A 20247-nucleotide genomic window follows, 5' to 3' on the forward strand; every position below is an offset into this window, starting at 1 on the left:
CAATGTAGGAGCGGGCTTACTCGAGAAAGCGGAGTGTCAGTCAATGAACCTGGCGACTGACCCACCGCGTTCGCGAGCAAGCCCGCTCCCACCCTTGGACCGCCACCAGGCCCAAGCGAATCGCCACAAAAAAGCCCCGACTCGTGAGAGCCGGGGCTTTTTGTTGTAGCGTTACAACAGCTTAGCCGTTGAACACATCATCCACGCTTTGCAGCGGGTAGTGCTTCGGATACGGCAGGGTGGCCACACCCGTCTCGATGGCAGCTTTAGCCACGGCATCGGAGATCAGGGTGATCAGGCGCTTATCCATTGGTTTCGGAATGATGTACTCACGGCCGAACGCCAGCGGGGCACCACCGTAGGCATCGCATACGTCCTGAGGTACCGGCAGCTTGGCCAGTTCACGCAGGGCGTTGGCGGCAGCTACTTTCATCTCTTCGTTGATGCGCTTGGCGCGAACGTCCAGGGCACCACGGAAGATGAACGGGAAACCCAGTACGTTGTTGACCTGGTTCGGGTAGTCCGAACGGCCGGTGGCCATGATCACGTCGTTACGGGTGGCGTGCGCCAGTTCCGGGGAGATTTCCGGGTCTGGGTTGGAGCAGGCGAACACGATCGGGTTGGCCGCCATGGACTTCAGGCCTTCAGCGCTCAGCAGGTTCGGGCCGGACAGGCCAACGAACACGTCTGCACCGTTCAAGGCGTCAGCGAGGGTGCGCTTGTCGGTGGCGTGGGCAAACATCGCCTTGTACTGGTTCAGGTCGGTACGCTCGGACTGAACAACGCCCTTGCTGTCGACCATGAAGATGTTTTCCAGCTTGGCGCCCATGCTCACCAGCAACTTCATGCAGGAGATGGCCGCAGCGCCAGCGCCCAGGCAGACGATTTGGGCGTCAGCCAGAGTTTTGCCAGCGATTTCCAGGGCGTTGATCATGCCGGCCGCAGTAACGATCGCGGTGCCGTGCTGGTCATCGTGGAATACCGGAATGTCGCACTGTTCGATCAGGGCCTTTTCGATCTCGAAGCACTCAGGTGCCTTGATGTCTTCCAGGTTGATGCCACCGAAGGTGATGGAAATGCGCTTAACGGTGTCGATGAAAGCCTGCGGGCTCTCGGAATCGACTTCGATGTCGAAAACGTCGATGCCGGCAAAGCGCTTGAACAGCACGCCCTTACCTTCCATGACTGGCTTGGAAGCCAATGGGCCGAGGTTACCCAGGCCGAGAATCGCGGTGCCATCGGAAATCACTGCAACCAGGTTGCCTTTGCCGGTGTACTTGTACGCCAGTTCGGGGTCGCGGGCGATTTCACGTACGGGCTCGGCAACGCCAGGGCTGTAGGCCAGCGACAGGTCGCGGGCGGTGGCAGTGGCTTTGGTGAGCTCTACACTCAGCTTTCCTGGACGAGGATGGGCATGATATTCGAGAGCGGCAGTTTTCAAATCAGACATATCGGCATTCCGCTTTTACTGTTGGTCGACGGACCGCCGAGGATACGCGTGTCGCAAAGTCCCTACAAGACTGGGCAGTCACAGGTGTCAAGGGCCCTGCGCTACGACTTTCGGCCAAGAGCCACGGGATACAAGGGCTCAACTGTTCACAATTGATATAAAAAATGTCTACAATTTTTTATTCAAACGTCGATTTTTAGCGGCACTGCCAAATCACAGGCACAAAAAAGGCGTCCACAAGGGACGCCTTTTTCAACAGCCGGCAAAAACCCAGAGGGCTTTTGAGCCTTACTCTGCTGGAGTAGCAGCAGGCTTCTTGCCGAAAGTACCAAAGCGATCTGCGAAGCGCTGTACACGGCCGCCGGTGTCCAGAGTTTTCTGCTTACCGGTGTAGAACGGGTGGCACTCGTTGCATACGTCAGTACCCAGTGGCTTGCACAGGTTCGAACGCGTTTCGAACTTGTTGCCGCAGCTGCAGGTTACTTCGATGGTTTCGTACGCTGGATGGATATCGGCTTTCATGGTGACTTCCTCGGGCTAGCGTGCCGCCACTCGACACTATTGTCGAATACCGCACGTAATTAGGCCGCGGATTCTACCAGACCTTTTTAAACGCGCAAGCAGCGCTTCCCGTGGTTTACCCACATAAAAGCCCCTTTCATCAGAAAAACCCAACACACCAGCGTCCATGTGGGAGCTGGGCTTGCCCGCGATAGCGATATCTCAGGCACCCCATCTAGCGACTGACAAGCCGCCATCGCGGGCAAGCCCGGCTCCCACAGTTGAGCTGCCGTATTCCGAACAACGCGGGACACCCCCACAGCAGGTCTGCTAGGCTCCCGCCCCTGCGCCACCGCCTGCCTTTATATGAGACCCCGCGTGCCCGACGCCATTTTGCGCCTCGCCCTGCCCTCGCCCCTGCGCCGCCTGTTCGACTACCGGGCCCCGGCTGGCGTGCTGCGGGCACAGTTGCAGCCAGGCATGCGCGTGCGCGTGCCGTTTGGTCGTCGGGAAATGATCGGCATCCTGATCGAAGTCGCCGATCACAGCGAAGTGCCCGCCGAAAAGCTCAAGCCGGCACTGGCTATTCTCGACGCCACGCCACCGCTGCCGCCCGCCTTGTTCAAACTGTGCCTGTGGACGGCCCAGTATTACCAGCACAGCCTGGGCGACACGCTGAGCTGGGCGCTGCCGGTGCTGTTGCGCCAGGGCGAACTGGCCGAAGCGCGCCAGGAACGATTTTGGTCGATGGTGCCCGGTGCGCGCCTCGATGACCCGCGCATCGCCCGCGCCCCGCGCCAACGTGAAGCCCTGGCGACCCTGGCCCAACACCCACACGGCGTGGCCCATCAGCTATTAAGCAAGCTGATGCTGAGCAAGGACAGCCTCGACCTGCTGTTGGCCAAGGGCATGGTGCAGGTGGAAATCCGCAAGCACGCGCCGGACCCGCGCCACGAACACTGGCTGGCCCAGCCCGAACTGCCGCTGAACCCCGAGCAGCGCGCGGCGTATGAAGCCATTCGCGCCGGTTTCGACTGCTTTCATGCGTTTCTGTTGGCCGGCGTCACCGGCAGCGGCAAGACCGAAGTGTATTTGCAACTGATCCGCGAAACCCTTCAGGCCGGTAAACAGGCGCTGGTGTTGATCCCCGAGATCAACCTGGGCCCGCAAACCCTGGCGCGCTTCGAACAACGCTTTAACGCGCGCATCGCCCTGGTGCACTCGGCGGTCAACGACCGTGAGCGTTTGGAATCGTGGCTGGCGGCGCGGGACGGCGAGGCCGACATTATTATCGGCACCCGCTCGGCCCTGTTCACGCCCATGAAAACCCCCGGGCTGATCATCATCGACGAGGAGCACGACGGCTCCTATAAACAGCAAGAAGGCCTGCGCTACCACGCCCGTGACCTGGCACTGGTGCGCGCACGCCAGGAAAACATCCCGATTGTGCTGGGCTCCGCCACGCCCTCCCTGGAAAGCCTGCACAACGCCTACACCGGCCGCTATGGGCTCCTGCGCTTGAATGAGCGCGCAGGTGGCGCCAAGCAACCACGTTTCCTGCGCCTGGATGTAAAAAGCCGCCCGCTGGACAGTGGGATTTCCGGGCCGATGCAACAAGCCATCGGCCAGACCCTTGCCGCCGGCCAGCAAGTGCTGGTGTTTCTCAACCGCCGGGGTTTTGCGCCGACGCTGTTGTGCCACGACTGCGGCTGGATGTCAGAGTGCGAACGCTGCGATGCGCGCATGACCGTGCACCAACGCCACGGCGAGTTGCGCTGCCACCACTGCGGCCATGTAGAGCGTGTGCCGCGCCACTGCCCGCAATGCGGCAAAGTCGACCTGCGCCCGGTAGGCGCGGGCACCGAGCGCGCCGAAGAGCGCTTGGGCATCCTGTTCCCGGATTACCCGGTGCTGCGGGTCGACCGCGACAGCACCTCGCGCAAAGACGCGATGAACCAGCTGTTTGCCACCATCCAGAAAGGCCAGCCGTGCATTCTGGTCGGCACGCAGATGCTTGCCAAAGGGCATCACTTTCCACGCGTCACGCTGGTGTCGATCCTGGATGCCGACGGTGGCTTGTTCTCCGGGGACTTCCGCGCCAGCGAGCGCATGGCGCAGTTGATCGTGCAGGTCGCAGGCCGTGCCGGGCGCGCCGAAGAGCCGGGCAAAGTCATTATCCAAACTCACCTGGCCGACCACCCGCTACTGATACAGCTGACCGAACAAGGCTACTTTGCCTTTGCCGAACAAGCGCTGAGCGAACGCCGCTCCGCCGGCCTGCCGCCTTTCTCTCATCTGGCCCTGCTGCGGGCTGAAGCACATAAACCGGGGCAGGCGGAAAGTTTTCTGGATGAGGCGTGCAGTGCCGCCGAACGTTTGCTGGGCGAACTGGGTCTGACCGGCATCGAATTGCTCGGCCCGGTGCCCGCCCCCATGGAACGTCGTGCCGGGCGCTACCGTGCTCAGCTACTCTTGCAGGCATCGTCCCGCGCACCGCTGCATCGGCTATTAAGTAGCTGGTTGCTTGCCCTGGAGCAAATGCCCAGTGGCCGCCAAGTGCGATGGTCGTTGGATGTGGACCCGGTAGATTTGTATTGACTGCAAAATCGCTATCGCAGGCAAGCCAGCTCCCACATTTTGAAATGTGAATACCCTTAAATGTGGGCGCGGGCTTGCCCGCGATGAGGCCCGCAGGTCTACCAACCCGTCTGAACGGTTGGCAAGCCCGCCCTCGCCACGGATAATGCCCAGTTTTTCCACCTGCGCATCGCGCGCCGCCGCTTGCGGTCGAAAGAGAACACCATGAAAGACACCATTCGCCAGCTGATCCAACAAGCCCTCACCCAACTCGTCAACGAAGGTGTGTTGCCTGAAGGCCTGACGCCGGCGATCCAGGTGGAAAACACCCGCGACAAGACCCACGGCGACTTCGCCAGCAACATCGCGATGATGCTGTCCAAGCCTGCGGGCATGAAGCCGCGCGACCTGGCGGAAAAAATCATCGCCGCGCTGCCGGTTGACGAGAGTGTCACCAAGGCTGAAATCGCCGGCCCTGGCTTCATCAACTTCTTCCAGAACACCCAGGCCCTGGCTTCGCGCCTGGACGCGGCCCTGGCCGACGCCAGCATTGGCGTGCGCAAGGCCGGCCCGTTGCAGCGCGTGGCCATCGACCTGTCGGCACCGAACCTGGCCAAAGAGATGCACGTCGGCCACTTGCGCTCGACCATCATTGGCGACGGCGTGGCGCGGGTGCTGGAGTTCCTGGGCGACGACGTGATCCGCCAGAACCACGTGGGCGACTGGGGCACGCAGTTCGGCATGCTGATGGCGTACCTGCAGGAAAACCCGATTACCAGCAACGAGCTGTCGGACCTGGAAAACTTCTACCGCGCCGCGAAGAAGCGCTTCGACGAATCCGAAGAGTTCGCCGACCGCGCCCGTGGCCTGGTGGTCAAGCTGCAAGCCGGTGACAAGGAATGCCTGGAACTGTGGGGCCGCTTCCGTGAGATCTCGCTGTCGCACTGCCAGGAAATCTACGAACTGCTCAACGTGAAACTGACCATGGCCGACGTGATGGGCGAAAGCGCCTACAACGACGACCTGATCAACGTGGTCAACGACCTCAAGGCCAAGGGCCTGCTGGTTGAGAGCAACGGCGCGCAGTGCGTGTTCCTCGAAGAATTCAAGACTGCCGACGGCGAGCCGCTGCCGGTGATCATCGTCAAGGCCGATGGCGGCTACCTCTACGCCACCACTGACCTGGCGGCCGTGCGCTACCGCAGCGGCGTGCTGAAAGCCGACCGCGCCCTGTATTTTGTCGACCAGCGCCAGGCCCTGCACTTCCAGCAGGTGTTTGAAGTGGCACGTCGCGCGGGCTTCGTCACCCACCCGATGCACATGGAGCATATGGGTTTCGGCACCATGAACGGCGCCGACGGCCGCCCGTTCAAGACCCGTGACGGCGGCACCGTGAAGCTGATCGACCTGCTGAACGAAGCCCAGGAGCGTGCCTACAACCTGGTGAAGGAAAAGAACCCGGAACTGGCCGAGGCCGAGCTGCGCAACATCGCCCGAGTGGTGGGCATTGGCGCGGTGAAATACGCCGACCTGTCCAAGCACCGCACCAGCGACTACAGCTTCAACTTCGAGCTGATGCTGAACTTCGAAGGTAATACCGCGCCGTACCTGCTGTACGCCTACACCCGCGTGGCCGGTGTGTTCCGCAAGTTGGGCAAGGACTTCAGCGAAGTTGAAGGCCAGATCAATCTTGAAGCGCCGCATGAACAGGAACTGGCTGCCAAACTGGCGCAATTCGGCGAAGTGCTGAACAGCGTCGGCGAGAAAGGCACGCCGCATATCCTCTGCACCTATTTGTACGAAGTCGCCGGCCTGTTCTCCAGCTTCTACGAGAACTGCCCGATTCTCACTGCCGACGACGAAGCCCAAAAGCAAAGTCGCCTGCGCCTCGCCGCATTGGCTGGACGGACCCTCAAGCAAGGCCTGGAACTGTTAGGCCTGGAAACTCTGGAGCGTATGTAAGTTGGCTGCCAAGAAAAAACCTGCACCCAAGCGCGGCGCCAGCCGCTATCAGGCACCGGCGAAGAAACCTATTCCGGGCTGGCTATGGATGGCTATCGGCCTGGCGGTCGGCGCGTTTGTGGTGATTCTGATGAAGCTGGAGCCCGGCAAGGGCGACGACGTCAAACGCGTCAAGCAAGAGCAGCAGAAGGCCACGAAAATGGCCGAAGCCAACAAAACTGCGCCTAGCCCTACAGCACCGGTGAAGCCGAAATACGACTTCTATACGCTGCTGCCTGAATCGGAAGTGATCGTGCCGCCCGACGCCGTGCCGGAGAAAACCCTGCCGACGCCGCAAGTGCCGACCACGCCGGTGACCCCAGCGGAAGCCGCGAAAATCGACACAGCGCGTGCCCAGGCCGCGCTGGCCGGCATCACCCCGCCACCGCCGCCGCCCGTCGCGACTACCAAGGCTGCGCCGGTGACCAAGTTCTTCCTGCAAGCGGGCTCGTTCCCGAAACAGGCGGATGCGGATCGCGTGCGGGCTCAGATCATTCTGTTGGGCCAAGCGGTGACGGTGGAGTCCGGCACAGTGAAGGACGCGACCTGGTATCGCGTACTGGTCGGGCCGTTCAGCAACCGCGAACAGCTGACCGTGGCGCAGAAACAATTGGCGGGAGCCGGCTTTAGTAACCTGTTGTTACAACAACGCCAGAGCCGCTGATTCTGAGAACACAGTAGGCCCCATGTGGGAGCGGGCTTGCTCGCGAATGCGGTAGATCAGTCACTATTTCCGGCGACTGACATACCGTATTCGCGAGCAAGCCCGCTCCCACATTTGGTTTTGGGACGCTCGCAAAAATGTGTCAGACCAATAAACACCACTCGTCCGCCACACCCCCCTACGGTTGAAATCCCCCTCGCCACCCCCATATGAGTTTCCATCAGGGCATTTTCGCCCCGCTGCGTGGAGACTCCCCCTTGACCACCATCGTTTCAGTACGTCGCCACGGCAAAGTCGTCATGGGCGGCGACGGCCAGGTTTCCCTTGGCAACACCGTGATGAAAGGCAACGCCAAAAAAGTGCGTCGTCTGTACCACGGCCAGGTGCTCGCAGGCTTTGCCGGCGCCACCGCCGACGCCTTCACCCTTTTCGAGCGTTTTGAAGGGCAACTGGAAAAACACCAGGGCCACCTCGTTCGCGCCGCTGTCGAACTCGCCAAAGAATGGCGCACCGACCGTACCCTCAGCCGCCTGGAAGCCATGCTGGCAGTCGCCAACAAAGACGCGTCCTTGATCATCACCGGTAACGGCGATGTGGTTGAGCCTGAACATGGCCTGATCGCCATGGGTTCCGGCGGTGGCTACGCCCAAGCGGCAGCCAGCGCCTTGCTGAAGAAAACCGACCTGTCGGCCCGTGAAATCGTCGAGACCGCCTTGGGCATCGCCGGCGATATCTGCGTGTTCACCAACCACAACTTCACCATTGAGGAGCAGGACCTCGCCGAATAAGCCGTAGGCTTATTCCCGCTTGAGGCCGCCAAACACTATGTCCATGACTCCCCGCGAAATCGTCCATGAACTTAATCGCCATATCATCGGCCAGGACGATGCCAAGCGCGCCGTTGCCATTGCGCTGCGTAACCGCTGGCGCCGGATGCAACTGCCCGAAGAACTGCGCGTTGAAGTAACGCCGAAGAACATTCTGATGATCGGGCCGACCGGCGTCGGTAAAACCGAAATCGCCCGGCGCCTGGCCAAACTGGCCAACGCCCCGTTCATCAAGGTCGAAGCCACCAAGTTCACCGAAGTGGGCTATGTGGGCCGCGACGTTGAGTCGATCATTCGTGACCTGGCCGACGCCGCGCTGAAACTGCTGCGCGAACAGGAAATGACCAAGGTCAGCCATCGCGCCGAAGACGCCGCTGAAGAACGCATCCTCGATGCCTTGCTGCCGCCGGCACGCATGGGTTTCAACGAAGACGCCGCACCGGCCTCGGATTCCAATACCCGCCAGCTGTTCCGCAAGCGCCTGCGTGAAGGCCAACTGGATGACAAGGAAATCGAGATCGAAGTCGCCGAAGTGTCCGGCGTCGATATCTCCGCACCGCCTGGCATGGAAGAAATGACCAGCCAGTTGCAGAACCTGTTCGCCAACATGGGCAAGGGCAAGAAGAAAAGCCGCAAGCTCAAGGTGAAGGAAGCGCTGAAACTGGTGCGCGACGAAGAAGCCGGGCGCCTGGTCAATGAGGAAGAACTCAAGGCCAAGGCCCTGGAAGCGGTCGAGCAACACGGCATCGTGTTTATCGACGAGATCGACAAGGTGGCCAAGCGCGGCAACTCCGGTGGCGTCGATGTCTCGCGCGAAGGCGTACAACGCGACCTGTTGCCGCTGATCGAAGGCTGCACCGTGAACACCAAGCTGGGCATGGTCAAGACCGACCACATCCTGTTCATCGCCTCGGGTGCATTCCACCTGAGCAAGCCAAGCGACCTGGTGCCGGAGCTGCAAGGCCGCCTGCCGATTCGCGTGGAACTCAAGGCGCTGACCCCGGGCGACTTCGAACGTATCCTCAGCGAGCCACACGCTTCGCTCACCGAGCAATACCGTGAGCTGCTGAAAACCGAAGGCCTGGCCATCGAGTTCCTGCCAGACGGCATCAAGCGCCTGGCGGAGATCGCCTGGCAGGTCAACGAGAAGACCGAGAACATCGGTGCCCGTCGCCTGCATACCTTGCTTGAGCGCCTGCTGGAGGAAGTGTCCTTCAGCGCCGGTGACATGGCAGGCTTGCAGAATGGCGAAGCGATCAAGATCGACGCTGAGTACGTCAACAGCCACCTGGGCGAATTGGCGCAGAACGAAGATCTGTCGCGCTACATTCTGTAGAGCTCAAGCTGTAAGCTACAAGCGGCAAGTTGATCGCGTTCAACTTGAAGCTTGTAGCTTGCAGCCCAAGGTCTCCCACATGTTGAAATTTCCCACTGCTGTAAATCTCCACAAAACCTCCAACACCCTCGGCCTCACCTACGGGCCCGACGAGGTCTACCAGCTCCCCGCCGAACTGCTGCGCACCCACTCGCCTTCCGCCGAGGTCCAGGGCCACGGCAAACCCATCCTGCAATTCGGCAAACTCAACGTCCGGTTGATCAAGATAGAACCGGCCGGTCAGTACGCACTGAAATTGACCTTCGACGACGGGCATGACAGCGGACTGTTCACCTGGGACTACCTCTACCAACTGGCTGTGCGCCAGGAAGCGCTGTGGGCCGACTATCTTGCTGAACTCAAAGCCGCCGGTAAAACCCGCGATCCGAGTGAGTCGGTCGTGCGGCTGATGCTCTAGCCCAGGCTTCTTGCTCTTTAGAGGGCATTTTCTAATTTCATCTGCTTGAATGCCCTGTCGCGTGGCCAACGATTGGCCCGCTTGCGAAAAAAATTAAACTCGGGTAACCAATGGAACTGGCAAGTTCCCTGCATTTAACGATGCGGTATTTACGGTCACCCGAGTCGCAGTACCAGGCTGGTGTCGTGTATCGAAATTGGGTGCGCAGCAATCGCCGGTACTCGTCTTTCGGACAATGGAGCGTCGTAGATGAGTAACAAGAATAACGATGACTTGAAACGCCAGGCCTCGGAAAACACCCTGGGGCTGAACCCGATCATCGCGTTACGCAAAAAGGACTTATTAGCCTCGGCGAAGATGGTGCTGACCCAAGCCATCAAGCAACCGTTGCACAGCGTCAAGCACGTCGCCCACTTTGGCATCGAATTGAAGAATGTGATGTTCGGCAAATCCGCGCTGGTGCCCGAAAGCGACGACCGCCGCTTCCACGACCCGGCCTGGAGCCAGAACCCGCTCTATAAACGTTACCTGCAAACCTACCTGGCGTGGCGCAAGGAACTGCACGACTGGATCGGCGACAGCAACCTGTCGGAACAGGACATCAGCCGCGGCCACTTCGTGATCAACCTGATGACCGAAGCCATGGCCCCCACCAACAGTGCGGCCAACCCGGCGGCGGTCAAACGCTTCTTTGAAACCGGCGGTAAAAGCCTGCTCGATGGCCTGTCCCATCTGGCCAAGGACATGGTGCACAACGGCGGCATGCCGAGCCAGGTCAACATGGGTGCCTTTGAAGTGGGCAAGACCCTGGGCACCACCGAAGGCGCGGTAGTCTTTCGCAACGATGTACTGGAGCTGATCCAGTACAAGCCCATCACCGAACAGGTACACGAGCGCCCACTGCTGGTGGTACCGCCGCAGATCAACAAATTCTATGTGTTCGACCTGAGCCCGGAGAAGAGCCTGGCGCGCTTCTGCCTGCGTAATGGCCTGCAGACGTTTATCGTCAGTTGGCGCAACCCGACCAAGGCCCAGCGCGAGTGGGGCCTGTCGACCTATATCGAGGCGCTCAAGGAAGCGGTCGATGTGGTCACGGCGATTACCGGCAGCAAAGACATCAACATGCTCGGCGCCTGCTCCGGCGGCATCACCTGCACTGCGCTGCTGGGCCACTACGCCGCGCTGGGAGAAAAGAAGGTCAACGCCCTCACCCTGCTGGTGAGCGTGCTGGACACGACCCTCGACACCCAGGTGGCGCTGTTCGTCGACGAACAGACCCTGGAGGCGGCCAAGCGCCACTCCTACCAGGCCGGTGTGCTGGAAGGCCGCGACATGGCCAAAGTGTTTGCCTGGATGCGCCCCAACGACCTGATCTGGAACTACTGGGTCAATAACTACCTGCTGGGCAACGAGCCGCCGGTGTTCGACATCCTGTTCTGGAACAATGACACCACGCGCTTGCCGGCTGCCTTCCATGGCGACTTGATCGAGCTGTTCAAGAACAACCCGCTGGTGCGCGCCAACGCCCTGGAAGTGTGCGGCACGCCGATCGACCTCAAGCAGGTCACCGCCGACATCTACTCCCTGGCCGGCACCAACGACCACATCACGCCATGGCAGTCCTGCTACAAGTCGGCGCAGCTGTTTGGTGGCAAGGTCGAGTTTGTGTTGTCCAGCAGCGGGCATATCCAGAGCATCCTCAACCCGCCTGGCAACCCCAAGGCGCGCTATCAGACCAGCGATGGGCTGGCGGGCAAGGCGCTGGAGTGGCAGGAAAATGCGACCAAGCACACCGATTCCTGGTGGCTGCACTGGCAGGCATGGCAGGCAGAGCGGGCGGGAAAAATGAAGAAAGCACCTACAAGTTTGGGTAACAAAGCCTATGCCGCAGCTGAGGCTGCGCCGGGTACTTATGTGCACGAAAGATAACAACACACATATTTGGGATTGAAATGGGATCAAACGTGGGAGCGGGCTTGCTCGCGAATGCGGTGTGCCAGCCAGCACATCTGATACTGATACACCGCTTTCGCGAGCAAGCCCGCTCCCACAATGACTGCATTCCAGCTGTAACACTCCACAGGGCTTGAGCATGCCGCAACCGTTCATCTTCCGAACCATCGACCTGGATGGCCAGACCATCCGCACGGCGGTGCGCCCGGGCAAGCCTCACTTGACGCCGCTGCTGATCTTCAACGGCATCGGCGCCAACCTTGAGCTGGTGTTTCCGTTCGTCCAGGCGCTGGACCCGGACCTGGAAGTGATCGCCTTCGATGTGCCGGGCGTGGGCGGCTCCTCGACGCCCAAACGGCCCTATCGATTTCCCGGATTAGCCAAACTTACCGCGCGCATGCTCGATTACCTGGACTATGGCCAGGTGAATGCGGTGGGTGTTTCCTGGGGCGGGGCACTGGCGCAACAGTTTGCGTATGACTACCCGGAGCGCTGCAAAAAACTGATCCTCGCAGCCACCGCTGCCGGTGCATTCATGGTGCCGGGCAAGCCGAAGGTACTGTGGCTCATGGCCAGCCCCCGGCGTTATATCCAGCCGTCCCATGTGGTGCGCATTGCGCCAATGATTTATGGCGGCTCGTTCCGCCGCGATTCAAAACTGGCCGCCGAGCACGCCAGCAAAGTGCGCTCGGCCGGCAAGCTGGGTTACTACTGGCAGCTGTTCGCGGGGCTGGGCTGGACCAGCATTCACTGGCTGCACAAAATCCGCCAACCCACCCTGGTGCTGGCGGGGGACGACGACCCGCTGATCCCGCTGATCAACATGCGCATGCTCGCCTGGCGCATTCCCAACGCACAGTTGCACATCATCGATGACGGCCACTTGTTCCTGATCACCCGGGCCGAAGCCGTGGCGCCGATCATCATGAAGTTTCTCGAGGAGGAGCGCCTGCGGGCTGTGATTCACCCGCGACCGGCGGTGTAAGGACTGCACCGCCGCGCAACTTGCCGAGAACCGACTATGGTTCTGAATTGGCGTGCCTGTTGTTGCCTTGACGAAGGAGTGTTGGCTCATGCGAGAAAGACCCGTGACGAACCCGGCGCCCATCCCTGCCGCGTTCATCAATGCGCAAAATGCGATTACCGGCCTCAGGGGGCGGGATCTGCTGGCGACCCTGCGCAGCGTTGCAGCTCACGGCTTGCGCAACCCGGTGCATACCGCGCGTCATGCGCTGGCACTGGGCGGTCAGCTGGGCCGCGTCTTACTGGGCGAAACCGTGCACGAGCCCAACCCTAACGACGCGCGCTTTATCGACCCTACCTGGAAGCTCAACCCGCTGTATCGACGCAGCCTGCAAGCCTATTTGAGCTGGCAGAAACAGACCCGCCACTGGATCGATGACAGCGCCTTGAGCGCGGATGACCGAGCCCGTGCGCACTTCGCCTTCGCCTTGCTCAACGATGCTGTCTCGCCCTCCAATACGCTGCTCAACCCGCTGGCCATCAAGGAGTTGCTCAACTCAGGCGGCAACAGTGTGGTGCGCGGCGCGAGCAATCTGTTTAACGACTTGCTGCACAACAATGGCCTGCCAAGCCAGGTCAGCAAACACGCGTTTGAAGTGGGCAAGACCGTCGCCACTACTCCGGGCTCAGTGGTGTTTCGCAACGAGCTATTGGAGCTGATCCAATACAAGCCGATGAGCGAAAAACAGTACGCCAAGCCCCTGCTGATCGTGCCGCCGCAAATCAACAAGTACTACATTTTCGACCTCAGCCCGGCCAACAGCTTTGTGCAGTACGCCCTGAAAAACGGCCTGCAGACCTTTATGGTCAGCTGGCGCAACCCGGATGTGCGTCACCGCGAATGGGGCCTGTCCACCTACGTAGCGGCGCTGGAAGAAGCGTTGAATGTGTGCCGGGCGATCACTGGCGCCCGCGAGGTCAACCTGATGGGGGCTTGCGCCGGCGGCCTGACCATCGCCGCGCTGCAGGGCCACCTGCAAGCCAAGCGCCAGCTGCGGCGCATTTCCAGCGCCAGTTACCTGGTGAGCCTGCTGGACAGCCAGATCGACAGCCCCGCCACGCTGTTCGCCGATGAACAAACCCTGGAAGCCGCCAAGCGCCGCTCCTACCAGCAAGGCGTGCTGGACGGTCGCGACATGGCCAAGGTGTTTGCCTGGATGCGCCCCAACGACTTGATCTGGAACTACTGGATCAACAACTACCTGCTGGGCAAGGAACCGCCAGCGTTCGACATCCTGTACTGGAACAACGACAACACGCGGCTGCCCGCCGCGCTGCATGGCGATTTGCTGGACTTCTTCAAGCACAACCCGTTAAGCCATCCCGGCGGCCTGGAAGTGTGCGGCACGCCTATCGATTTGCAGAAGGTCACGGTGGACAGCTTCAGCGTGGCCGGGATCAACGACCACATCACACCGTGGGACGCGGTGTATCGCTCCACACAATTGCTGGGCGGCGAGCGACGCTTCGTACTGTCCAACAGCGGGCATATCCAGAGCATCCTCAACCCGCCGGGCAACCCCAAGGCCAACTACGTCGAAAACCCCAAGCTGAGCAGCGACCCACGCGCCTGGTACTACGACGCCAACCACGTCGAAGGCAGCTGGTGGCCGCAGTGGCTGGAGTGGGTTCAACAACGCTCCGGCGTACAACGCGAAACCCTGACCGCCCTGGGCAACCAGAATTACCCACCGATGGAAGCGGCGCCGGGCACTTATGTGCGAGTGCGCTGAGCTCAACGATCACATTAAGAAGACTGGATGAAGACCCGCGACCGTATCCTTGAATGTGCCCTGCTGTTGTTCAACCACAAGGGCGAACCGAACGTGTCGACCATGGAGGTGGCCAATGAAATGGGGATCAGCCCTGGCAACCTCTACTACCACTTCCATGGCAAGGAACCGTTGGTGCTCGGGCTGTTCGAGCGTTTCCAGAACGAACTGGCACCGCTGCTCGACCCACCGGCAGATGCGCAGTTGAGGGCCGAGGACTATTGGTTATTCCTGCACCTGATCGTCGAGCGCATGGCCCATTACCGGTTTCTGTTTCAGGACCTGTCGAACCTTGCAGGACGCCTGCCGAAGCTGGCCAAGGGCATTCGTAATTTGCTCACGGCGCTCAAGCGAACACTGGCTTCATTACTGGCGCGACTCAAGGCGGCGGGGCAGTTGGTCAGTGATACCCAGGCGCTGGGGCAACTGGTGGAGCAAATCACCATGACCCTGCTGTTTTCGCTGGATTACCAGCGGATTCTGGACCGTGAGGGCGAGGTGCGGGTGGTGGTGTACCAAATCATGATGCTGGTGGCGCCGCATCTGCTGTTGCCGGCGCGACAGGCGACCGAGAAGTTCGCACTGAAATACTTGGATGATCTGGATTGAACATGTGGGAGCGGGCTTGCCCGCGATAGCGGTGGATCAGCCAATTTCAATGTGACTGACACTGCGCCATCGCGGGCAAGCCCGCTCCCACACTGGATTTGAGGTGTTCATAAAGTCGCAAAAAAACGCCCGACCTTCGCAGGCCGGGCGTTTTTTTGTGCCCTGAAAAAATCAGGACTGACTGGATGGCGTCGGGGTTGCCGGCGTTACAGTCGGGGCAGTAGCAGCGTGCGTCGGCGCGGAGACCGAATTGGCTGTCGAAGCGGTTGGCGCTGGCGTTGCAGGCTTGGCCGCGACGGCAGGCTTTGGCGCTGCTGGCTTTTTCGCTACAGCGGGCTTCTTGGCGGCGGCTGGTTTTGCCGCTGGCTTGGCAGCCACAGGTTTTGCCGTTGCAGCTTTTGCTGCAGCGGGCTTGGCAGCTGGTTTTGCCGCTGCGGTTTTACCTGCTGGCTTCGCGGCGGGTTTTGCGACCGCCTTGGCTGCAGGTTTAGCCGCTGGCTTGGCAGCTGCTTTAGCGGCCACTGGCTTAGCCGCAGACTTGGCGGCCGGTTTGGCAGCAGCGGTTTTCGCCGCGGGCTTGGCAGCCGCTTTAGCCGCAGGTTTGGCAGCCGGCTTGGCAGCCGCTTTAACCAGAGGCTTGGCCGCTGTTTTCACAGCCGGTTTGGCGGCGGCGGTTTTGGCGGCAGGCTTGGCAGCGGGTTTAGCCGCGGCGGTTTTAGCCGGGGCCACTTTAGCGCCGGTGAGCTTTTCGATTTGCTTGGTCAGGGTATCGACCTTGCCGTGAAGCGTTTTCAACTCCGCTTTGCTGGGCACGCCCAATCGCGAAATAGCACTGTTGAGACGCTTGTCGAAAGTCTCTTCCAACTTGCCCCATGTATCCGAAATACTTGATTTGGCAGAACCGGCGCTCGCTTTTGCCGCCTCTACTTTTTTACCGACTGTGCTCTTGGTCAACTTCTCGGCCTTCTCGCCGTCCTTGACCAAAGTCTCGAAGTATTTGCCGCCGTCACTGCTAACCTTCGAGTACACGCCTAAACCAGCAAGCCAGATTTTACGGGAATATTTTTCAACTTCCCCGATCCACGAGCTGCCTTCTTTCTGAGTCGTCTTTTTAACAGCCATCCCGATGTCTCCTTAGTGTTTACGCGCGACACGTTCTAGCAATGCCGTCAGCTCTTCGAGCTTAGCAGAGAGTGTCTCAACGTCATGTTTAGACGCAATGCCGATCCGATTCAAGGCACTTGCAACACGCGTGTCAAAAGCTTTTTCAACTTTATCCAGTTGAACTTCAACCAGGCCTTTGACGCTTGAGACATTACTCTTTACTTGGTCAATTTGACTGTTGGCGGCATCAAGTTGTTCAACCACAACTTTTTTGCCTTTACTTTCAACATGTTGACCGGTCTTAACCAGCTCTTTGAAGTACTCGGTACCCTCGCTGCCGACCTTGGCATAGGCACCAAGGCCCGCCAGCCAGATCTTGCGGGCATAGCTTTTAACGTCACTCAGGGCGGTAGACTGAACGTCGATTTTTTTCTTCAAAATAACTTTGGCCATGGTGCACCTCACGCAGATTAGGGTCGAGGAACGGCCCGCAGGAGTTGAGGGCTTGGGCACAAAGTAGGGTGAAAAATTAGAATCGGCACCCTAAGAACACAGCCATCAGGCCAATGCCTTATCCAGGGCTTTCTCGATTTCAGACTTGATAGTGCCACTCATGGCCGACATCAACAGTCCCAGTTCCACATCAATGCGCAACGAATCATCCGCAACCACCACGGTGCCTTTAACCCCCGAACGCTTGAGGTTCAAGGTATCGCCGGACCACGACGGCTCCAGGCCGTATTGCTCCTTGAGTTTGTTCGCCAACTTCTCGGCCTTCGCGCGCGCGCCGTCCTTACCCAGGGTGTGCGCACGTTCAACGGTAATACGGGCCATTGCTATGACTCCTCTTTATAGCGACTGGAACACCTGCCATGCGGCAAAAGGTCTCGGTGACCGTCTATCTTACCTTCAGCCTTGCCAAGACAAAGCAGGCCTTGGGGATTATCATGTCCCGCATTCTCTTTTGGTGACAGCGATATGACTGATCAGCGCAAAGGCAGCGATGCCGAACCCACCACTCACTTCGGCTTCAAGAACGTCCCGGAAAGCCAGAAAGCGGAAAAAGTCGCTGAGGTGTTCCACTCCGTAGCCGCCAAGTACGACCTGATGAACGACGTGCTGTCGGGCGGCATGCACCGCCTGTGGAAACGCTTCACTATCGAACTGTCGGGCGTACGCACCGGCAACCGCGTGCTGGATATCGCCGGCGGTACGGGTGACCTGGCGGCCAAGTTCTCCAAGCTCGTCGGCCCTACCGGCCAGGTCGTGCTGGCGGACATCAACGGCTCTATGCTCAAGGTCGGCCGTGATCGCCTGCTGGATAAAGGTGTGGCCGGCAATATCGAGTTCGTCCAGGCCGACGCAGAAAAACTGCCGTTCCCGGACAACCATTTCGACTGCGTGACCATCGCCTTCGGCCTGCGCAACGTGACCCATAAAGAGGACGCGATCCGCTCGATGCTGCGCGTACTCAAGCCGGGCGGCCGCCTGCTCGTGCTGGAGTTCTCCAAGCCGACCAACGCGCTGATGTCCAAGGTCTACGACACTTACTCGTTCGCCTTCATGCCGCTGATGGGCAAGCTGATCACCAATGACGCCGAAAGCTACCGCTACCTGGCTGAATCGATCCGCATGCACCCCGACCAGGAAACCCTGAAGTCCATGATGGTAGAAGCCGGTTTCGACCGCGTGACCTACCACAACATGACCTCGGGTATCGTCGCCCTGCACCGCGGTATCAAGCCCTGATGCTGTTCGCCGGTCTTCTCGCCAGCGTTGAACACGGCCTTAACCGTGTACTGCGCCTGGACAGCACCGCCCTGGCGCGGCTCGCGCACTTGAACGGCAAAATCATTGCCGTAGATTGCCGCAGCCCTGCCTTGCAGCTGTTTATCCTGCCCAGCGATGAAGGCCTGCTGCTCGCCAGTGATTGGGCCGCCGAAGCCGACTGCACCCTGCGTGCGCCGGCGTCGAGCCTGTTGCACCTGGTGTTGAGTCGCAATAAAACCGCCATCCTGCACAGCCCTGAAGTGGAGCTGGAAGGCGACAGCGCGGTGCTGATGGACCTGGCCGCCGTGCTGCAAGACCTGGAACTGGATTGGGAATACGAGCTGTCGCGCTGGATCGGCCCCGTCGCCACCCAACTGATCAGCGGGCACCTGCGCAGCCGCGCGCGCTGGTACCAGCAGGGGTTCGCCAGCCTCAACCAGAACCTCGCCGAATACCTGAGCGAAGAATCGCGCACCCTGGTCGGAGAACGCGAAGCGCAAGCGCGCTTTCGCGAACTCGACAAGGCCAAAATCGACCTGGAACGCCTTGAGGCGCGCTTCGAGCGCCTGAGCCGGTCCCTTGATCCAAGCGATAACGCATGAAGCTGCTCGCCGTCCGCCGTTTGTTTCGTATCCAGCGCGTCGTAATCCGCTACCGCCTCGATGACCTGCTGTTCGCCCTGCCATTGCCATGGTTTCTGCTGGCGGTGCGCTACGTACTGCCGTGGCGCTGGTTCCCGCGCAAACCGCTGGAGCTGAGCCGTGGCGCGCGCCTGCGCCTGGCGTTGCAGGACCTGGGGCCGATCTTTATCAAATTCGGGCAGATCCTCTCCACCCGGCGCGACCTGTTACCGGAAGATATCGCCGACGAACTGATGCTGTTGCAGGACCGCGTACCGCCCTTCGACTCCCAGCAATCGATGAAGCTGATCGAAGAACAGCTGGGCAAGAAAATCAGCGAAGTGTTCAGCCGCTTTGACGTCGAGCCGCTGGCCTCGGCCTCGGTCGCACAAGTGCACGCAGCGCAGCTCAAGACCGGCGAAGAAGTGGTGGTGAAGGTGATTCGCCCAGGCCTCAAGCCGATCATCGGTCAGGACCTGGCGTGGCTGTTCATCTTGGCCCGGGCCGCCGAACGTTTCTCTGCCGATGCGCGCCTGCTGCACCCGGTGGACGTGGTCGCCGACTACGAAAAAACCATCTACGACGAACTCGACCTGCTACGCGAAGCCGCCAACGCCAGCCAGCTCAAGCGCAACTTCGAAGGCTCATCGCTGCTGTACGTGCCGCAGGTGTATTGGGACTGGTGCCGCCCTAAAGTGCTGGTGATGGAGCGCATCTACGGCGTGCAGGTCACCGACCTCGCCACCCTGGCCGACCAGCGCACCGACATGAAGATGCTCGCCGAACGCGGTGTAGAGATCTTCTTCACCCAAGTGTTCCGCGACAGTTTCTTCCACGCCGACATGCACCCGGGCAACATCTTCGTCAGCACCGTGAACCCGTGGAGCCCGCAGTACATTGCGATCGACTGCGGCATCGTCGGCAGCCTGACCCCGGAAGACCAGGATTACCTGGCGCGTAACCTGTTCGCCTTCTTCAAGCGTGACTATCGCCGCGTGGCGCAATTGCACATTGATTCGGGCTGGGTTCCGGCGGAAACCAAGCTCAACGAATTCGAAGCAGCGATCCGCACGGTGTGCGAGCCAATCTTTGAAAAACCGTTAAAAGATATTTCATTCGGACAGGTGCTGATGCGCCTGTTCCAGACCGCGCGCCGCTTCAATATGGAAGTGCAGCCGCAGCTGGTATTGCTGCAAAAAACCCTGCTCAACATCGAAGGCCTGGGCCGTCAGTTGTACCCGGACCTCGACCTGTGGAATACCGCGCAGCCGTTCCTCGAACGCTGGATGCGCGAGCGCGTCAGCCCGAAAACCCTGCTGGGCAACCTGCAAAGCCAAGTGGAGCAACTGCCGCACCTGGCCAACATGACCCGCGACCTGCTGGAACGGATGTCTCAGCCCCATGCCAAAGACCCCGCACCGCCATGGCAAACGCGCAAGGACGACTGGTTCCTGCGCCTGCTGGGTGCAGCGCACCTGGTCGGCGGCGTGATGCTGGCCATTGGCGGGCCGCTGAACCAACTGGGGCATTGGCCGGCGGGCATCATGGTCGCCGTGGGTGTTTATCTGATCGTGCGTCGATAA

General features: G+C 60.3%; 18 protein-coding genes. 13 read left to right on the plus strand and 5 right to left on the minus strand.

The window, feature by feature from the left end:
• Positions 1 to 181: 181 nt before the first annotated feature.
• Positions 182 to 1450, minus strand: a complete 1269-nt coding sequence (locus tag ACI77D_RS01335; RefSeq protein WP_064450304.1) for a malic enzyme-like NAD(P)-binding protein — start codon at positions 1448 to 1450, stop codon at positions 182 to 184.
• Positions 1451 to 1738: 288 nt separating this feature from the next.
• Complete coding sequence (rpmE, locus tag ACI77D_RS01340) at positions 1739 to 1972, minus strand: 50S ribosomal protein L31 (protein WP_064450303.1); 234 nt, start codon at positions 1970 to 1972, stop codon at positions 1739 to 1741.
• Between the two features lie 357 nt (positions 1973 to 2329).
• Here rpmE and ACI77D_RS01345 point away from each other — a divergent pair, with 357 nt between their 5' ends.
• The 10 genes from ACI77D_RS01345 to ACI77D_RS01390 all read left to right on the plus strand — a co-directional run bounded on the left by ACI77D_RS01345 (position 2330) and on the right by ACI77D_RS01390 (position 15170).
• Entirely contained in the window at positions 2330 to 4549 is a 2220-nt protein-coding gene (locus ACI77D_RS01345; protein ID WP_407015917.1) for a primosomal protein N', read from the plus strand.
• A 204-nt stretch (positions 4550 to 4753) separates the two neighbouring features.
• Positions 4754 to 6490 (plus strand): arginine--tRNA ligase, encoded by a 1737-nt coding sequence (argS, locus tag ACI77D_RS01350; RefSeq protein ID WP_221293736.1) that lies wholly within the window; start codon positions 4754 to 4756, stop codon positions 6488 to 6490.
• A 1-nt stretch (position 6491) separates the two neighbouring features.
• Positions 6492 to 7193: an SPOR domain-containing protein gene (locus tag ACI77D_RS01355; RefSeq protein WP_053253947.1), complete on the plus strand. Its 702-nt coding sequence runs from the start codon at positions 6492 to 6494 to the stop codon at positions 7191 to 7193.
• A gap of 257 nt (positions 7194 to 7450) precedes the next feature.
• The gene (gene hslV / locus ACI77D_RS01360; RefSeq protein ID WP_064450299.1) at positions 7451 to 7981 is read left to right on the plus strand and encodes an ATP-dependent protease subunit HslV; all 531 of its coding nucleotides are present in this window, start codon (positions 7451 to 7453) and stop codon (positions 7979 to 7981) included.
• 37 nt (positions 7982 to 8018) lie between these two features.
• The gene (gene hslU / locus ACI77D_RS01365) at positions 8019 to 9356 is read left to right on the plus strand and encodes an ATP-dependent protease ATPase subunit HslU (protein WP_064450298.1); all 1338 of its coding nucleotides are present in this window, start codon (positions 8019 to 8021) and stop codon (positions 9354 to 9356) included.
• Between the two features lie 79 nt (positions 9357 to 9435).
• The gene (locus ACI77D_RS01370) at positions 9436 to 9813 is read left to right on the plus strand and encodes a gamma-butyrobetaine hydroxylase-like domain-containing protein (protein ID WP_064450297.1); all 378 of its coding nucleotides are present in this window, start codon (positions 9436 to 9438) and stop codon (positions 9811 to 9813) included.
• Between the two features lie 249 nt (positions 9814 to 10062).
• Positions 10063 to 11742 (plus strand): class II poly(R)-hydroxyalkanoic acid synthase, encoded by a 1680-nt coding sequence (phaC, locus tag ACI77D_RS01375; RefSeq protein WP_064450296.1) that lies wholly within the window; start codon positions 10063 to 10065, stop codon positions 11740 to 11742.
• A gap of 163 nt (positions 11743 to 11905) precedes the next feature.
• The gene (gene phaZ / locus ACI77D_RS01380) at positions 11906 to 12751 is read left to right on the plus strand and encodes a poly(3-hydroxyalkanoate) depolymerase (RefSeq protein ID WP_053253943.1); all 846 of its coding nucleotides are present in this window, start codon (positions 11906 to 11908) and stop codon (positions 12749 to 12751) included.
• Positions 12752 to 12839: 88 nt separating this feature from the next.
• Positions 12840 to 14522 (plus strand): class II poly(R)-hydroxyalkanoic acid synthase, encoded by a 1683-nt coding sequence (gene phaC, locus ACI77D_RS01385; RefSeq protein ID WP_064450295.1) that lies wholly within the window; start codon positions 12840 to 12842, stop codon positions 14520 to 14522.
• 27 nt (positions 14523 to 14549) lie between these two features.
• A complete protein-coding gene (locus ACI77D_RS01390) occupies positions 14550 to 15170 on the plus strand; it encodes a TetR/AcrR family transcriptional regulator (protein WP_064450294.1) in 621 nt (206 codons plus the stop codon).
• Positions 15171 to 15341: 171 nt separating this feature from the next.
• Here the strand turns inward: ACI77D_RS01390 and ACI77D_RS01395 are convergent, their stop codons facing one another.
• The 3 genes from ACI77D_RS01395 to ACI77D_RS01405 form a co-directional block, all read right to left on the minus strand.
• Entirely contained in the window at positions 15342 to 16292 is a 951-nt protein-coding gene (locus ACI77D_RS01395) for a phasin family protein (RefSeq protein ID WP_407015918.1), read from the minus strand.
• Positions 16293 to 16304: 12 nt separating this feature from the next.
• Complete coding sequence (locus tag ACI77D_RS01400; protein ID WP_064450292.1) at positions 16305 to 16727, minus strand: phasin family protein; 423 nt, start codon at positions 16725 to 16727, stop codon at positions 16305 to 16307.
• Between the two features lie 105 nt (positions 16728 to 16832).
• A complete protein-coding gene (locus ACI77D_RS01405; RefSeq protein ID WP_407015919.1) occupies positions 16833 to 17108 on the minus strand; it encodes a polyhydroxyalkanoic acid system family protein in 276 nt (91 codons plus the stop codon).
• Between the two features lie 144 nt (positions 17109 to 17252).
• Here ACI77D_RS01405 and ubiE point away from each other — a divergent pair, with 144 nt between their 5' ends.
• The 3 genes from ubiE to ubiB are packed head-to-tail and all read left to right on the plus strand — an operon-like array spanning position 17253 to position 20247.
• Positions 17253 to 18023, plus strand: coding sequence for a bifunctional demethylmenaquinone methyltransferase/2-methoxy-6-polyprenyl-1,4-benzoquinol methylase UbiE (gene ubiE / locus ACI77D_RS01410; protein WP_003171186.1), 771 nt, complete (start codon positions 17253 to 17255; stop codon positions 18021 to 18023).
• The gene (locus ACI77D_RS01415) at positions 18023 to 18646 is read left to right on the plus strand and encodes an SCP2 domain-containing protein (protein ID WP_064450291.1); all 624 of its coding nucleotides are present in this window, start codon (positions 18023 to 18025) and stop codon (positions 18644 to 18646) included. The genes ubiE and ACI77D_RS01415 overlap by 1 nt, the downstream gene beginning before the upstream one ends.
• Positions 18643 to 20247, plus strand: coding sequence for a ubiquinone biosynthesis regulatory protein kinase UbiB (gene ubiB, locus ACI77D_RS01420; protein ID WP_064450290.1), 1605 nt, complete (start codon positions 18643 to 18645; stop codon positions 20245 to 20247). Before ACI77D_RS01415 ends, ubiB begins: the two co-directional genes overlap by 4 nt.

Origin of the sequence: Pseudomonas sp. O39, from assembly GCF_045447295.1 — a bacterium.
Taxonomy (GTDB): domain Bacteria; phylum Pseudomonadota; class Gammaproteobacteria; order Pseudomonadales; family Pseudomonadaceae; genus Aquipseudomonas; species Aquipseudomonas antarctica_A.

Bases quoted from the DNA above. Each gene is read 5' to 3' on its own strand.
- phaC (WP_064450296.1), top strand. From the start codon at position 10,063: ATGAGTAACAAGAATAACGATGACTTGAAACGCCAGGCCTCGGAAAAC.
- hslU (WP_064450298.1), top strand. From the start codon at position 8,019: ATGTCCATGACTCCCCGCGAAATCGTCCATGAACTTAATCGCCATATC.
- ubiE (WP_003171186.1), top strand. From the start codon at position 17,253: ATGACTGATCAGCGCAAAGGCAGCGATGCCGAACCCACCACTCACTTC.
- ACI77D_RS01405 (WP_407015919.1), bottom strand. From the start codon at position 17,108: ATGGCCCGTATTACCGTTGAACGTGCGCACACCCTGGGTAAGGACGGC.
- ubiB (WP_064450290.1), top strand. From the start codon at position 18,643: ATGAAGCTGCTCGCCGTCCGCCGTTTGTTTCGTATCCAGCGCGTCGTA.
- phaZ (WP_053253943.1), top strand. From the start codon at position 11,906: ATGCCGCAACCGTTCATCTTCCGAACCATCGACCTGGATGGCCAGACC.
- ACI77D_RS01395 (WP_407015918.1), bottom strand. From the start codon at position 16,292: ATGGCTGTTAAAAAGACGACTCAGAAAGAAGGCAGCTCGTGGATCGGG.
- ACI77D_RS01335 (WP_064450304.1), bottom strand. From the start codon at position 1,450: ATGTCTGATTTGAAAACTGCCGCTCTCGAATATCATGCCCATCCTCGT.
- rpmE (WP_064450303.1), bottom strand. From the start codon at position 1,972: ATGAAAGCCGATATCCATCCAGCGTACGAAACCATCGAAGTAACCTGC.
- phaC (WP_064450295.1), top strand. From the start codon at position 12,840: ATGCGAGAAAGACCCGTGACGAACCCGGCGCCCATCCCTGCCGCGTTC.
- ACI77D_RS01400 (WP_064450292.1), bottom strand. From the start codon at position 16,727: ATGGCCAAAGTTATTTTGAAGAAAAAAATCGACGTTCAGTCTACCGCC.
- ACI77D_RS01390 (WP_064450294.1), top strand. From the start codon at position 14,550: ATGAAGACCCGCGACCGTATCCTTGAATGTGCCCTGCTGTTGTTCAAC.
- ACI77D_RS01370 (WP_064450297.1), top strand. From the start codon at position 9,436: ATGTTGAAATTTCCCACTGCTGTAAATCTCCACAAAACCTCCAACACC.
- argS (WP_221293736.1), top strand. From the start codon at position 4,754: ATGAAAGACACCATTCGCCAGCTGATCCAACAAGCCCTCACCCAACTC.
- ACI77D_RS01415 (WP_064450291.1), top strand. From the start codon at position 18,023: ATGCTGTTCGCCGGTCTTCTCGCCAGCGTTGAACACGGCCTTAACCGT.